The sequence below is a fragment of the Cereibacter johrii genome, assembly GCF_001720585.1.
GTDB classification, from domain to species: domain Bacteria; phylum Pseudomonadota; class Alphaproteobacteria; order Rhodobacterales; family Rhodobacteraceae; genus Cereibacter_A; species Cereibacter_A johrii.
Window position 1 is genome coordinate 1 of record NZ_MABH01000080.1, and the last position, 14,217, is coordinate 14,217.

At 62.1% G+C, this 14,217-nt stretch carries 11 protein-coding genes and 1 tRNA gene; 4 read left to right on the forward strand and 8 right to left on the reverse strand.

The genetic code is table 11. The annotated features are described in order from the left end of the window. From A9O63_RS06345 to A9O63_RS22640, 3 genes are all read left to right on the forward strand, one after another. On the forward strand, positions 1-625 hold a 625-nt coding region (locus tag A9O63_RS06345), incomplete at its 5' end, for a M15 family metallopeptidase (protein WP_205631825.1). Positions 626-637: 12 nt separating this feature from the next. Beyond that, the gene (locus A9O63_RS06350; RefSeq protein WP_069331165.1) at positions 638-1,135 is read left to right on the forward strand and encodes a hypothetical protein; all 498 of its coding nucleotides are present in this window, start codon (positions 638-640) and stop codon (positions 1,133-1,135) included. A 425-nt stretch (positions 1,136-1,560) separates the two neighbouring features. Continuing rightward, positions 1,561-2,157 carry a hypothetical protein gene (locus A9O63_RS22640; RefSeq protein ID WP_141703047.1) on the forward strand — a complete coding sequence of 199 codons (597 nt, stop codon included), beginning with the start codon at positions 1,561-1,563 and terminating at the stop codon, positions 2,155-2,157. Positions 2,158-2,903: 746 nt separating this feature from the next. Here A9O63_RS22640 and A9O63_RS21870 read toward each other — a convergent pair. Genes A9O63_RS21870 through A9O63_RS06360 form a run of 3 tightly spaced genes read right to left on the reverse strand, consistent with a single transcriptional unit; the run spans position 2,904 to position 5,911 of the window. Then, positions 2,904-4,826, reverse strand: a complete 1,923-nt coding sequence (locus A9O63_RS21870) for an AAA family ATPase (RefSeq protein ID WP_167354610.1) — start codon at positions 4,824-4,826, stop codon at positions 2,904-2,906. Then, complete coding sequence (locus tag A9O63_RS23705; protein ID WP_412841972.1) at positions 4,813-5,274, reverse strand: ABC-three component system middle component 5; 462 nt, start codon at positions 5,272-5,274, stop codon at positions 4,813-4,815. The genes A9O63_RS21870 and A9O63_RS23705 overlap by 14 nt, the downstream gene beginning before the upstream one ends. Positions 5,275-5,320: 46 nt before the next feature. Next, positions 5,321-5,911, reverse strand: coding sequence for an ABC-three component system protein (locus A9O63_RS06360; protein WP_069331167.1), 591 nt, complete (start codon positions 5,909-5,911; stop codon positions 5,321-5,323). A 2,148-nt stretch (positions 5,912-8,059) separates the two neighbouring features. Here A9O63_RS06360 and A9O63_RS06365 point away from each other — a divergent pair. Further along, positions 8,060-8,149, forward strand: a tRNA-Ser gene (locus A9O63_RS06365). Between the two features lie 267 nt (positions 8,150-8,416). Here the strand turns inward: A9O63_RS06365 and A9O63_RS06370 are convergent. From A9O63_RS06370 to A9O63_RS06390, 5 genes are all read right to left on the reverse strand, one after another. Continuing rightward, the gene (locus tag A9O63_RS06370; protein WP_069331168.1) at positions 8,417-9,289 is read right to left on the reverse strand and encodes a DMT family transporter; all 873 of its coding nucleotides are present in this window, start codon (positions 9,287-9,289) and stop codon (positions 8,417-8,419) included. A gap of 410 nt (positions 9,290-9,699) precedes the next feature. Further along, on the reverse strand, positions 9,700-10,377 hold the full coding sequence (locus A9O63_RS06375; protein ID WP_069331169.1) for a lysozyme inhibitor LprI family protein: 678 nt from the start codon (positions 10,375-10,377) through the stop codon (positions 9,700-9,702). Positions 10,378-10,611: 234 nt separating this feature from the next. After that, positions 10,612-10,980, reverse strand: coding sequence for a DUF1850 domain-containing protein (locus tag A9O63_RS06380; RefSeq protein ID WP_069331170.1), 369 nt, complete (start codon positions 10,978-10,980; stop codon positions 10,612-10,614). Then, positions 10,977-13,094 carry a TRAP transporter permease gene (locus tag A9O63_RS06385; protein WP_069331171.1) on the reverse strand — a complete coding sequence of 706 codons (2,118 nt, stop codon included), beginning with the start codon at positions 13,092-13,094 and terminating at the stop codon, positions 10,977-10,979. Before A9O63_RS06385 ends, A9O63_RS06380 begins: the two co-directional genes overlap by 4 nt. Before the next feature lie 103 nt (positions 13,095-13,197). Further along, positions 13,198-14,151, reverse strand: a complete 954-nt coding sequence (locus A9O63_RS06390) for a TAXI family TRAP transporter solute-binding subunit (RefSeq protein ID WP_069331172.1) — start codon at positions 14,149-14,151, stop codon at positions 13,198-13,200. Between the last annotated feature and the right edge of the window lie 66 nt (positions 14,152-14,217).

Here is a 14,217-nt window from a genome sequence, read left to right on the forward strand (position 1 = left end):
GGTGCTGGCACGGCTCGGCCACGCGCCCGGCCGGATCGACGGGCTCCTCGGGCCCAACACCCGCGAGGCGCTGACGGCCTGGGCCTCCGGGCCGGTGCGCGCGGCCGTCGAACGGGCGACCCTTCCGGGTCATGGCGTGGCCGATGCCCAGGGGGCCTACCCGCGGCAGGAGTTGGTGGCGACCTTCTACGGCGTCGCGGGCGGTCCCGACTGCACCGCCGGGATCGTCGAGCTGCCGATCCCGTTCCGGCTGGCGTGGGATCTCACCACGAGCATCACGAGCTTCCGCTGCCACAGGCTCGTGGCCGCGCCCATGACGCGGATCTTCCGCGAGGCGGTGGCGCACTATGGTGCCGTCCAGTTCGAGAGCCTGCGGCTGAACCTCTTCGGCGGCTGCTTCAACCACCGCCCCATGCGCGGCGGCTCGTCCCTCTCGATGCATGCCTGGGGCATCGCCGTCGACCTCGACCCGGAGCGCAACCCGCTCCGCTGGGGCCGCGACCGCGCGAGCTTCGCCGCACCCGCCTACGAGCCCTTCTGGACCATCGTCGAAGCCGCCGGGGCCACGAGCCTCGGCCGCGCCTGCAACCGCGACTGGATGCACTTCCAGTTCGCCCGCCTTTGAAGGAGAAAGCCCATGTCCCCGATCATCGTCCCCGCACCTCTGGCGCCCCTCGTGCTCATGCTCGCCCTCTGCGCGCTGGTCTTCATCCTGCTGGTCGGCTTGCCGCTGCTGACCGCTCTGGCGCGCTTCGCAGTCTCGGCCGCCATTGTCGCCATGCTCGCGCTGCCGGCCGCCGCCTCGACCGGCAGCGACCTCCTGACCGCGCTGACGCCCAGCCTTCTCGATCTGGCAGGCGTGGTGTTGACCGCCCTGATCGGATTCGCGACCGTCCGCTTCCAGCGCTGGACCGGGATTCAGATCGAAGCCCAGCACCGCGAGGCGCTGCATTCGGCGATCATGACCGCTGCGCGGGTGGCGGTGGCGCGGAAGCTTGCCCCCGATGCGGCGACTGAGTTCGTCGCGAGCTATGTCCGGGATTCGGTGCCGGATGCGCTGAAACAGCTGGCCCCGCCGGCGAGCACGCTCGATGCGCTGGTCCGGTCCAGGCTCGCTCAGGCGGCCAAGCTCTGAGCATCTGGCCCGCTACGGGCGCGGCAATCCGCCGCGCCCCTATGACTGCAATGCGCAGACAACGGACCGCCACTGGCACGTCGCCGAGCGCGGCAGGATAGCGCACCCTGCCCTTTTCGGACGTTGGCCTAGGCATGATGCTGATTGGAGGCGTTTCCGATAGCGGACGCATCGCCGTCGCGGAAATTCTCACACCACCTGCCTTGGAGCGGTCACTGCCGACCTGTGTTAATGGGTTATTTCCGCGCGACAGGGGCGACTAGTCGCAGGATGGCCGGCTTCTTTGTCAGTCCTCGAAGAGGCGGCCGTCGATGGCCTTAGTCCATAAGTGTGGCGTCCGCAGCGATGATGCTGAAGCACAGGCTCCTTCCTCTCTCGTCATCGCCAGCGTAGAAAGCGATGACGAGATGTTGGGCGGGTGACTCATGACTGCAGATCTGACTGAAATAATCTCATGGATTAAGGCTAATCCGGGGGCGGCGGCGACCATCAGCGCCGCCATCATCGCCGTTTGCGGCGTGATTTTTTCCGCATTCAGTGCTTTTGTGACGGGTCGCAGGTCAGTTTACATCTCTTCTGTGACGGCGGAAAGATCGAAGTGGATTGAAAAGCTTCGGTCGAATATCGCAGAGCTGCTGCAAGTGTGTGCCGCGATAAACAACGAGACGCGAACTCGCCTAGCTTATGACGAGAAGAGAAATAAGGCCGATGGCCTTATTTCACTCATCTCCCTTCAGCTAAATCCCGCAGACGAGGGCGGCATCGACAAAAACCTTATCGCGCATCTCAGAATCCTCGTTGAAGCCACCGAAAAATCGGGCGACGAGTTCCGAAAAGAAGAGAAGAAGTTCGTTCGTCACTCCCAGTTCATGCTCAAGGAAGAGTGGGAGAAGGTAAAAAACGAGGCGCGCGGTTGGATCGCGACACTATGGAATAAGGTTCGGGGGAAGAAGTGCGCCCGCAAGTGCGCCTATAAACGTTTCGTCCGGGAAGAACTGCCGTGGGCATCAAAAGACCAGTAGTTCGCCATCAGATAGCTTACACCCTATTCGCTGAGATGGCCGCACCACTTTGGCTATCCGCTTTCCTTGCAGCTTCTGGTTGTCTGGAAGGTAATCGCTGCATTTCTCTCCAGCGATCGCTCCAAAAACTTTGCCGCGCTCGCCATGCGGCGGTGCCGCGAGACGACTACCCGCCCGTCCGCGGTGCCGGGTCGCAGCAGGAAGCTTCGGCCTGAGCCGCTGGTCGCCGAGACAGGATGCTGCTGCGCCGCGCTCTCCAAAGCTGCCGTTCGTCTTGCCTCGCAGTAAGGCCCCGACCATGAAGGCAGCAATTAACGACCGCTAGCGGACAGTCGACGCCGCCACCGCTCATTTGCATCCTCAGTCTCTTAGAATGTACTGAGCGCCTTCCCGAACGTCCTAAGGAAGACACTCTGTCTGATTTCTGGATGCAATGGCTGAACACGCTTTAAGGAAGCTGAACGAGCACTCCGAGCCTTTGCTGAAAAGAACAATGAAGCAATCAGTTTCAACTGGCTTGCCTTTTGATCGACGCGTCTCAGTGCCTCGGCGGAAGCCTATAATTATGTCCTCAATTGGCCAAGACGTGGCGGTGCAGTAGTCCTTGTATAAGGTTAAGACAATATTTGCATCGACCTCGCTCAAGTGGGTGCCGGTAGCTTCTGATCTCAATATCCCCCTGAAATGAGCTTGCGCGAGGTGAACTTTCGGGAAGGATGTTCCGTCACTCAACTTGACAGGCTTACTCATGTGGAAGCATCCTGAATAGTCAGCGTCCTCCGATCGTGCGAGTAGAACTCACCGACAGTGATGTCGGGAGTGTTCAGTTCTGGCGCAATCATGGAGGTAGCTATAATTATTTGATGCTCAGAAGCAACATCTTTCGAATACTGGAAGAGGAGCTTCTGGAAGTTTTGGCTGCGCAAAGGCTCCATTCCCTTGTCCTCGACGGTATCCATTAGCAGGAATCTGGGGTGGTTGAATGATGTGTCTTGTGCTGCCGCAAAGCAGAAGGCAGCCAGAAAGCTGTTCTTGAGATAAACCATCGAGCTGGCTGAGAAGAAACTGTCTCCATTGACCGCGATCCGATCAGCGTCGAACTCGAATGTAACTGTCTCCGCGTTTTGGAACGTGCTTTGCCTCGCTAAATCTCTCTTCAAGAACTCCACAACGATGTCTGCGATTGCAGTTTTCGCTCTCGCAACTTGAGAGGCGTTCCGCCTTTTCTCGGCTTCAATAATGGACTTGAGGCCATGAATTTCTGTCCGAAGGCTCTCGGTGGTCTTAGACAAGGCCGCCATCTGCTCAATAACACCCGCTTTGCTGGCCAGGTCTTCGATCCTGCGCATTAAGTACCCTGCTGCCCTGTTGAGCTCCCGAAGCTTTAGGCGGAGTTCCGTTGTTGGTGATCGAACGGCAACTTGATAGTGCCGTGATGCTTGCTCCCACAAAGCTCTCGTCGTTGCAAGTTGCTCCCGCAACCTCTCAATTTCAGTCGCTCGCCCTTCCTGTATTTCTTGGGATTCTTGCCGCTGCCGAGCAAATTCATTGATGAGCTTCAGGGACCTTGCTTTGGTTTCACGGGGGTCATGAGCCATTTTGCAGAGGCCACATGCGCCTTCGATGCGATGGTTTTCGATCGGAGCAAGGCACGCCGGGCAAAAATCATACTCGAGGACCTTTAGCTCGTCAATTACGGCGTCTGACTGCTTTAGTTGCGTTAGCTTTTCATCAACTGCCTCTATGAATTGGAGCGAATCGGCCCTCTCCAGCTCTAGGGTGTCAATTTCCTCTTGCAGCCTAGCCAATGTCGCCTGTAAAAGAACGATCCGACTGTATGTTTCCTCCTGATCGTTGAGGCTTAGCCGATCATCGAATTGGGCGTGGAATATCTTTTCTTCCAAAGCCGTGATTTCATCGTTCGTGAGTTCGAGCTGCCTATTGTAATTAGCGGTCTCAGCCGTGAACCATTCCACTGTAAGTGGGTTCCCATCTACACCGTGGGCTCTGATTAGAGCTTTCATCTGAGCGTCTGCGACATCAAATTCTTTGCTGGCCTGGCCGAGCCGGATTTGAGCATTGTAGAATTTGGAGCTAAATGCCCCGCATAGGAGTTCGCCAACGGTTTGTCGCGTAATGGCGTCATCAAATCTTTGAGGTCTAAATAGTCTCTCCACTGGGCTCAGCTGGTCAGCATAAAGGAGCCGTAGAATCTGATTAATAGTGATTTTCGTCTCGGTCTCTGCGTACTGGACTTCGGGAAGTCCGAGAAAGCGAAAGATAACCTGAGAAAAGCTGTCTTTAGCCCCCCTCGAGTACGGATAGATCTGCCATTGCTCGCGGCTTGCGTCCAGCGTTTCTTCTATAGATCCAAAGAAGATCCGCATCGGCCGACCGCCTTGGTCGCTTATTTCTCTAGAAAAGGTTGCCGTTCTCCCGTTTAGTGTGACTTGCAATGTTACAAGGTCGCATCGGATGGCGGTTTCGCGCCAGTCGCTAAGGTCCCCACCTAGTCCGTAGAAAATGAAATCCATAATGGTGGACTTTCCGGAGCTATTCTCTCCGCGAATTATATTTAAGCCTGCGTGGAAGCGCTCATCGTACGCCACCCTGCCGCCTGCGGTAACCTGCAGGCGCTCAACACGGAGATTTGGCTTAAACATCGTCATATCTGAATTCCTCAAGCTTGCTACGCGCGCGAAGCCCATCTGGGCCGAGCAGGCTCCGCGACTTCAGGTCATCGAGATATGCGACCAACTCAGAATTGTCTCGCCTGTGCTCGCGGACAGCTACGGATAACCTTTCCGGGATAGCCAGCGGTGTTCTAGCCACGCGGCCGTTTGTGAAGGCGTCATGATCGAAAAACCCGTAAGAGTGAAGACTGCTTGACGCCGCACTCTGCGCCGCACTCATGCGCCTAAACATTACTGCAGGCCTAGGTGTCTCTTGATAGGAATTTGGGGTATATTTACGTTTTAGGACATTGTGGAGCTTGACGATATCCTTGGGACTTCTGAATTCACATATCAGCGATGGAAAGCATAGGTAAAAATCTAAGATTCGAGCGGTATCTAGTCCACAGTGGATCGCATTTTCGTCTGGAAAAAGCACAAACATGCGGAAGACAGCATGAAACGGATCGCTCGCCGGGAGGTAGGTGATGTTAATCACGGTGCCACCTTACATAGCACTTGTCGGCAAGCCAGTAAATCATGCCCTTCAAATGCGTTTTGTTCAGGGTAATGTGATCCGACCCCTCGCCTAATTCCATCATGATTTTGTCAATGATCTCGCTTTCAATAAGATCATCGACTTCTCGTTGTGTTAGAAACTCTATCGATGGGGTAATCTTACCTTCGAAAGTTTCGTGGATTGCAGCCATAATGTACGCAAAGAGTTGCTGTGCGCTCGAAAATCTTTCGTATTTTAGTAGAAGCTTTGCAAAGAATTCTTTCTTCTTCCGAGCATCATGGTACGTGCTTGCTCTACCGCAGATCCTCAGCTTTTCTTCGAGCCCAACGACCGTCTCTCCACCTCTATTGTCGATGAAGAACTGAAGCTCGTCGACAAATCCGATCATAGAGTCGTTGTTTGAAATTTGGTCGGCCAAGAGCCGCAATAGCCGTCCAATCTGGGACGGTCTAGAGGTATCGATTTGGTTGTAGACCGTAACGTACTTTGTGATGGTGTGACCAGCCTGGTCGCCGTTGACGTTGGACTGGCTGAGATCAGTGGCGGTACCTAGGAGGTTCACGATTTGCGGATGTCCCGGCCAGCTTGATCGCCGCCTACGCGGGAGTTGCGTTGATCTGAGTAGCTGGAGTTACGGCCCTGGCGGAACTTCTGCACTGTCATTGTGAAACCACACCCCAAGATGAAGCCAAGCGCGCCGCTGATTAAGTCCACATACTCACGCCAGTCGCCCATCGTATCACCCCCAACTGATCATGCCCAGCATTCGATATGCGTCGGCTCTTTACCTAGCTTGCCGAAATGCTGAGTTCCGTCAACGGAATACCGCCTGCAAGGGGTGTGGCATTCGCGATGCGCGGGCAGCCGTGGCGCACATCCGCAAGGTCAAGATGTGGGTATCACGCTGAAGGGCCATCCGATCCGGTACCGGAGATACCGTTCCGTGTTCGAGCGTCCGCTCTACCCAAATGCTGCGGCTGCTCTGCCGCAACAACGTCAGGCCGCTCCCCGCCCCTCGTGTCGACGCTTGGCGTCATGCTGCGCGGGACATGAGGGGCAGCAAAGGGCTGGATCCAGACCTTCACGCCTCAGCGCGAGGGACCTACCTTCGACATTCGTCGAGATGGAAGCGGCCGCGATGCTGCCACTGCTGTAACAGTGTCGGCCGTGCCTGCGGATGGAGTGGAACTTCCGTACGAACGGGCAAACTCTTGACGGAGATTGACGGCCGCGGTCGAACCTTTCACGGCAAAACCGCGGCCTGACCACACGAATCGCTTGGGACAGCTGTCGGCGGCTGACACTTGAGATATCGCACCTGAAGAAGAACCTATTACGTTTTTTTGACGGGTCGCCCGCCTCTGCCCATAATTGCTGCGATATTTTGACGCAGCGGGCTGCGGCCGCGGACATTCCTGGCGCTAGTCCGCGGCCTCACCAGCGAGCGCGCAGGGGCGTCACTCGGCGGCGTGCCGCACGCTAGCAACCACATCCGGCATCCTCCACCTCAACTTCCCCCAGCATCCTTATTGGATGGCCGGCCATCCTAAGGTTCCTGAAGCACTCTCAAAAGAAGGTGCTTAGCCACGGTTGGACGGCTTGTGTGTGTGGAGCGAGAAGCGGCCGCAAGGTCTCAGCCGGTAGTCACATCCCCGCGGCCTTACCGAAGGCGCACCATCAAGATGAAGTAGATTACTGAATTCGGGTGTGAGACAGGTTGCCGCACCGGTAGAGCTAAGGCAGCCGCGGGCTAACGGTGGTGAGAGCCCGCGGCCTGACCAGTCGAGGTCGTTAGGGGCGGCCTCGGTGGCTGCGAGAACCTTATCATTACCTCATCTTGAGAGGATGCGACAAACTGGCAGGAGTGGCCATGAGCGTGGGGCCGCAGGATCTCCACTCCCGCCAGCATCCTGCGGCCCCGCTTTCCGCGATCCAGGGCAGATGAACCGCGGAAAAGGGGCTCACCATAGCATCGCGCTGGAGAGACGCCGATACCCCTATTCGGGTGGTGCAGGTCGATGCCGAGGTGTGGCTTTCGCGGAATGCTCCCTCCGGATGGGCATTGTTGCGTTTTGTTCCACTGTGCAGCTGGCCGGTGCGGGTCTTCTCCTCCCCCGTCCCTTCGATCCGCTCGACAGTCCAGTGGACATGGTCGATGTGAATGGCCGGCGCACGGCGCGCAGGCGCGGACAGAGAGCGGCCGAAGACGCAGCGCCTCCGCGGCCAGCCTCGGCGTTTACAGCCTGCCCTTTAAGTCATTGATTTTCTAGAGGGCCGGAGGAGCCCGATTTACCGAAATTCCTAAGCAAAATCAGCGATTGCAGAGGTCCTGCCGGGGTCGCCATAGAGATCATCACTTAAGCCGGAGTACAGGGATCGCGCGGCGGCGCACTGAACCTTGTGGATCGGCCCGAAGTCCAACGCTCCCGCCGCATCCGTCAAGCGTGCGGAAGTAGCGCCGTGAGAAGAGACTGTCACCATTGACCGCGATGTCGCGCAGCTGCTTCGCCAGATCCTCAGCCATCGCTAGCAGAGCCCCTGCACCCGTGGCTGAACATGGCGTGAACTAGCTGCACGGATTTTGCACGAAAGTCGCGTGCAGTTCGCCAGCTTTCTGTGAAAACACGGGAAAACATGAACTTGCGTGCCCTCCGGAGTGCGGGGAAGAAAGCGCTTGTTCTTCGTGGGTTTGGCAAATATATCGGTCAGCGGAGACGTGGCCGAGTGGTCGAAGGCACACCCCTGCTAAGGGTGCAGGCGGGAAACCGTCTCGAGGGGTCGAATCCCTTCGTCTCCGCCACTGCCTTCCGAAGGGCATTTTCGCAGGCGATTACGGGCAGTTAGAGGGAAGAGGCCGGTAGCCTCAGACCAACGCTTCAGACCAATCGCCACGGCCCTCCCGGTTCCCGCTCAGGCCCCCGAAGTGGTGCAGCCCGAAGCTGCACCCGAAGCGAAACCCGAGATGGCCACCTTCCACTTCGGCTCCCACGCGCTCCGTGTGGTGATGCTGGAGGGAAAGGCGCTGTCTCAGGCTCCGCAGACGGCTCCTCGACGTGCAGGCAGCGCATCAGGACGACGATAGCAGGATCACGCCTGCGATCAGCACTCCGCAGCCGACCAGCCGCCACCGGCCCACCGCCTCGCGCAGGATCAGCATTCCCATCAGGGCCCCCACCATCATCGACATCTCGCGCATCGGAGCCACGAGGCTGAGCGGTGCGCCACCGCTCAGCGCAGCCAGCACGAGGATGTAGGAGAGCGGAGAGAGAAGGCCCACTCCGACCGCGGCCCCCCAGTGCCCGCGCATCGCGCTCAGGGCGCGACGCGGATCGGCGATCACCAGCGGCAGCAGCAGGATGAACCGGAGCAGGTTCGAGAACCAGTCGAGCACCACCGGCGCGATGCCGAGCGCCGTCACCGCGACGGCGTCGACCACCGTGTAGCTCGCGATCAGGCCGCCTGTCGCTGTGCCCCAGCGGACCCCGGCCTGCCCGCCGGGGCGCGTGAAGGCGGCCAGTCGGCCCCGGGTGGCGATCAGGAGGATCCCGGCGACGACCAAGGCCAGCCCGATCAGACCGGCGCCGGAGGGTCTCTCGCCGAGGATCAGGAACGCCCCGAGGGTCGAGAGCATCGGCCCTGTCCCGCGCGCCACGGGATAGACCACCGACAGATCGGCCACCTGATAGCCGCGCTGCAGGCACAGGCTGTAGGCCAGATGGATCAGCCCGCTGAGCAGGACGAACCCGATGCCGGCCCACGTCCAGACGATGCCGCCGTGGATCAGCAGATACAGCACCCATGGCGCGTAGGCCGCGCAGGCGATCAGGTTGTAGGCAAAGACGAAGACCGGCCCGACCGATGCGGCCGTCTTGGCGAGCAGGTTCCAGCTGGCATGGATAAAGGATGCGAGAACGACAAGAAGCAGCGAGGCAAGCGTCATGGAGACCCCCTTATGCGCCCATCGGCGCGGTTGATCTCGACGTCTCCTCCCCTGGGCTTTTGTCCCTTGGGTGCTGGCCCGGAGAACTCCCCCGGTCTCTGCAACGCTCGGTCCTGCGGCGGATCGCCCGGAACCCTAGTTACCACTCGGTCGATGCCGGAGCCTAACCGCAGTGGGATCGGGCGATCAAGGCCGGACTGGCGGCTTCCATGCGCACCCGGTCAGGGGCAGCCGATGTCACTGCAGAAGACGTGACTTGCCTCCGTCACGCCGTCCTGCTGCACATTGTCGGCGCCGGCCGCACATCGCGGGCTCGTCCCGCCGACATGCTGCCTTGCGGCAACAGGTCCGAGATCAGCCGCGCGAGATGTGTCACGCCGCCTGCCCCGCCCTTCTGGCCATGCACAGGATCAGCACGACCGCTCGCCGGCACTTCCGATGAACGGATCGGCGACCGGGCGCCGGGCCGAATAGGGCATGTGGAACTCGTCGATCACCGCCCGGGCGCCGCAATAGGCTTCCTTGCAGGCGGCCGGGGTGTCGGTGCGCACGACGATGTCCGGGCCCTCGACCGTGACGTGAAGCCGGCAGGCCCCGTCGACGGCGGTCCAGCCCGCTCCGATGCGCTGGCCGGTCAGGATCGGCGTTCCGCAGGAGTGCATGCCCGAAAAGAACATGAAATCGAAGCGCAGCGAGCTTCCCACGAGCTGCATGCCCATCACCGCGCCCTCCGAGCAGTAGAGGCCGGTGAAACCGTCCGACGGCGGCGCTGCCGACGTACCGCTGGCGTGGAGGGCGGCGAGGCGGTTCTGCATCGCGGCGCTGAGACAGGCGCGATCGCTGCCGCAGCCATCGCGGGCGGCGAGCCATGCCCGCTGCTCGGCCAGCAACTGATCGCGGACGGTCGAGGGCTGCCCGGCACGCAGAGCCCCGTAGGCTTGCGCGACATCGCGGTCGAGCGCGGCGAGAGCGGGATCGCCGCAGATGGCATGTTCCACCGTCGTGCCGGCGCGCGAGCAGTCGAAACTGGCTTGCGCTGCGGCGGACGTTGCCGCGACTGTCAAACAGAGAGAAAGCCAGAGGCGCATGGCGGCTCCTTTCCGACCCGCGAAATGTGACTCGCAGGGTAACCGCATCCGGCATCAAGGTCATCATGTGCCGGATCCTCGCCGCTCCTTACGGACGAAACCTGGCCTTGTCGCCTGCCAAGCACCAGGCATCCGGTCGAGCGGGCCTGGCTGTGCTCTTGCCGAACCCGAAGCCGCCCCCTCGCCGGATGTGACGGCTGGCCTGCAGGGCGCTTGGCCCGGGTGGCGCTGCGCTCAGCCGCAGTCCACCGACTGCCAGAGGCGGATCCCCTCGGTCGCCCGGGCCCCCAGCTCGTGACAGCGGCCGGCGGCGCAGAGCCGCCAGCCTCCGCCCGTCACGCCCGAGGCCGCGAGCCGCACCTCGCGCTGAGGGGGCAGGCGCGGCACATAGTGCCAGCCGTCGGCCTCGCGCCAGCCATCCGGCGGAAGCTCCATCCCTGCGCCAGAGCCCTGGATCCGGGCCTCGACCGGGCGCAGTCCTGCCCCGGTCACCTCCCAGCGCTCCCACCACTCCACATGCTCGACCGAATGGGTCCAGCTCAGCGTGAAGCTCGAGGCGGCCAGAGACAGCACCGCCGCCCCCGCCGCCACGCAGAGGCTCATGCGGCCCGGGCCGCGCGCCGCACGCGCAGCCAGTGCAGGAGCACCGTCCCCGCCGCGAGGGCGAAGCCCACCTCGTCCGTCGCCGGCAGGGCAAGGATCAGCGACACTCCGGCCGCCAGCGCAAGCGCCCGCTCGAGCATCGTCGCCCGCCCGAAGAGTTGCCCCACGACCGCCACGCCCCAGAGGCCGATGGCCAGCACCGCCTTGAGGAAGATGTAGACCACCTCGACCGGATAGCCCCAGGCCTCGGCAATGGCGCCTCCGTCCTGCAGCATGAGCGACGGCGTGTAGACCGCCATGAAGGGGATCACGAAGCCCGCGGCCGCCAGACGCACCGCCTGCAGCGAGATCTTCAGCCCCGGCGCCTTGGCGATGGGACCGGCGGCGAAACAGGCGAGCGCCACCGGCGGGGGGAGGTCCGCCATGATGCCGAAGTAGAAGACGAACATGTGGCTCACGAGAAGCGGCACGCCGAGATCGAGAAGCGCCGGCCCCGCGAGCGAGGAAGTGATGATGTAGTTCGGGATGGTCGGGATCCCCATGCCGAGGACGAGGCAGGTGATCATGGTGAGGACGAGCGACAGGAACAGGTTGTCCCGCCCGATGGCGATGATCGCGCCGATGAAGGTCGAGGCGATACCCGTCAGCGTGAGCGTGCCGATGACGATGCCCACGATGGCGCAGGCGATGCCCACCGGCAGCGCGTTGCGCGCGCCCTGCGCCAGCGCGTCGCGGAGGATGCCGATGGTCGGGCGCGCGCCCTTGAAGAGGGCGCAGGCCAGCACGAGAAGGCCGATCACCAGCACGAGGAAGTTGACGCCGAGCTTCAGGAAGGCCGCGGCGGCAAGACCCAGCGCCACCCAGAAGACCAGCCGGAAGGCCGTGGGTCCGATCATGGCGGCAAGCGGCGTGCCGAGGATCAGCACGGCCACGAGGGCAAGGCCCATCGTGCCGGCGAAGATCGGCGTGTATCCTGCAAAGAGCAGATAGACGAGCGCGGCCAGCGGCAGGATCAGCGGCCACTGGTCACGCACCGCATGCCACGGATTGGGCAGCTCCGACCGCGGCAGGCCGCGCAGCCCGTCGCGCCCGGCCTGAAGCCAGACCATCCAGAACACCACGCCGAAATAGAGGATCGCGGGCAGGATCGCGGCCTGCACGACGGCGGCATAGGGCACGTTCAGCGTCTCGGCCATGATGAAGGCCACGGCCCCCATCACCGGCGGCATGATCTGCCCGCCCATCGAGGCAGTGGCCTCGACCCCGCCGGCAAAGGCGGGCTTGAAGCCGAAGCGCTTCATCATCGGGATGGTGAACTGGCCCGAGGCCACCACATTGGCCACGCCCGAGCCCGAGATGGTCCCCATCAGCGCCGAGGAAAGCACCGCCACCTGTGCGGGCCCGCCGCGCACGCCGCCCACGAGGCCCAGTGCGAAATCGTTGAAGAGGTTCAGCATCCCCGCCCGTTCGAGGAAGGCCGCGAAGACCACGAAGATGAAGATGTAGGCCGAGCTCACATAGATCGGCGTCCCGTAGATCCCTTCCGTGCCGAAGGCGAAATGCTCGACGATCTGCTCGAAATCGTAGCCGCGGTGGATGAAGGGCGCCGGCATGTGCTGGCCGAGAAAGCAGTAGGCGAGGAAGAGGCCCGCGATGATGGCGAGCGGCCACCCCATCAGCCGGCGGCTGGCCTCGAACACCAGCACCACGAGCACCGTGCCCACCACGAGATCGGCATGGGTGAGAAAGCCCGTGCGCCGGATCAGCTCCTCGTAGAGCACCCAGTTGTAGATCCCGGTGCCGAAGCCGATCAGCCCGAGGCCCCAGAAGATCGCCCGCGTGACCGCGGTTTTCGCAAGCAGGTTGCCCACGAGGCCGAAGCCCAGAAGCAGCAGGAAGCCCACATGCATCGCCCGCACGACCTGGCTCGGCAGCGTGCCGTAGCCTGCGGTCCAGAGCTGGAACAGCGAGAAGGCGACGGCGATCCAGAAGGCCACCTTGCCCATGATGCCGGGGCCGAAGCCGGGCGGCAGGCCCTCGGTGACTTCCTCGTGGACATCGGGGGCATGAACGGCGGAAGAGGCCGCCCCGGGGGCGGCAGAGGGTGCGGACATGGCTGTCTCCGAAAGGACCGGGCCGCGACGGCGAGGCCCGAGCCTCGAACCGGAGCGACGGGAAAGGGCCCGGGCGATGCCGCCCGGGCCGCGGCAGATGCCGTTACTGGATCAGGCCGATCTCGCGGTAGTATTTCTCCGCGCCCGGATGCAGCGGGATCGGCAGGGCCTCGATCGCCGTCTCGGGCTTGATGTTGCCCGCCGCCGCATGGGCCGACTTCAGCCGGTCGAGGTTGTCGAACATCAGCTTCGTCATCTGATAGGCGGTCTCCTCGCTCACATCCTCATGCGTCACGAGCAGGTTGCCCACCGCCGCCGTGGGCACGTCCGCGTCCTGCCCCGAATAGGTGCCGGCCGGGATCACCGCGGGCTGATAGGGCGCGCCGATCTTCTCGACCACCTCGGCCGGGATGCTCACGAGGTTGATGTCGTGGGTCGAGGAGAGATCCTTGATGAAGGCCACGCCCAGACCCGAGGATTGCAGCGTCGCCTGAAGCTGCCGGTTCTTGATGAGCTCGGCCGATTCCGCATAGGGCAGGTATTCGACCTTGGCCAGATCCTCGTAGCTCATGCCCGCCGCGCCGAAGATGGCGCGGGCGTTGAGTTCGGTGCCCGAGGCGGGCGCGCCGACCGAGAGCGTCTTGCCCTTCAGATCCTCGAGCGTCGTGACGCCCGAAGAGGCGTCGGCCACGATCTGGATGAAGTTCGGATAGATGGCCGCGATGGCGCGCAGGTTCTTCAGCGGGCGCGGGAAGCCCGCCTCCTCGTTGCCTTCCCAGGCGAGCGTCACCGAATCGCCCAGAGCGAAGGCCAGTTCGCCCTTGCGCTGCGCGAGCAGGTTCAGGTTCTCGACCGAGGCCTTCGTCGCCTGCACCTGGGTGCGGGCGCCCTCGATGTTCTCGGCATAGATTTCCGACAGGCCCACGCCCAGCGGATAGTAGACGCCCGAGGTGCCCCCGGTCAGCACGTTGATGAATTCCTGCGCGGCGGCCACTTGCGGCTGAAGGCTCAGCACGGCAGCGGCAGCGGCCGCGGACAGGGTTGTGCGGCGGAACATGCGATTTCCTCCCTTGCATGATCGTTGCCTGGAGAGTGAGCAACCCACGCATCGCAGGCAAATGCG

Coding starts and splice junctions, on each gene's coding strand:
- A9O63_RS06350 (WP_069331165.1), top strand. CDS start 638: ATGTCCCCGATCATCGTCCCCGCACCTCTGGCGCCCCTCGTGCTCATG.
- A9O63_RS06390 (WP_069331172.1), bottom strand. CDS start 14,151: ATGTTCCGCCGCACAACCCTGTCCGCGGCCGCTGCCGCTGCCGTGCTG.
- A9O63_RS23705 (WP_412841972.1), bottom strand. CDS start 5,274: ATGTTTGTGCTTTTTCCAGACGAAAATGCGATCCACTGTGGACTAGAT.
- A9O63_RS06380 (WP_069331170.1), bottom strand. CDS start 10,980: ATGAGCCTCTGCGTGGCGGCGGGGGCGGCGGTGCTGTCTCTGGCCGCC.
- A9O63_RS06375 (WP_069331169.1), bottom strand. CDS start 10,377: ATGCGCCTCTGGCTTTCTCTCTGTTTGACAGTCGCGGCAACGTCCGCC.
- A9O63_RS06385 (WP_069331171.1), bottom strand. CDS start 13,094: ATGTCCGCACCCTCTGCCGCCCCCGGGGCGGCCTCTTCCGCCGTTCAT.
- A9O63_RS21870 (WP_167354610.1), bottom strand. CDS start 4,826: ATGACGATGTTTAAGCCAAATCTCCGTGTTGAGCGCCTGCAGGTTACC.
- A9O63_RS06370 (WP_069331168.1), bottom strand. CDS start 9,289: ATGACGCTTGCCTCGCTGCTTCTTGTCGTTCTCGCATCCTTTATCCAT.
- A9O63_RS22640 (WP_141703047.1), top strand. CDS start 1,561: ATGACTGCAGATCTGACTGAAATAATCTCATGGATTAAGGCTAATCCG.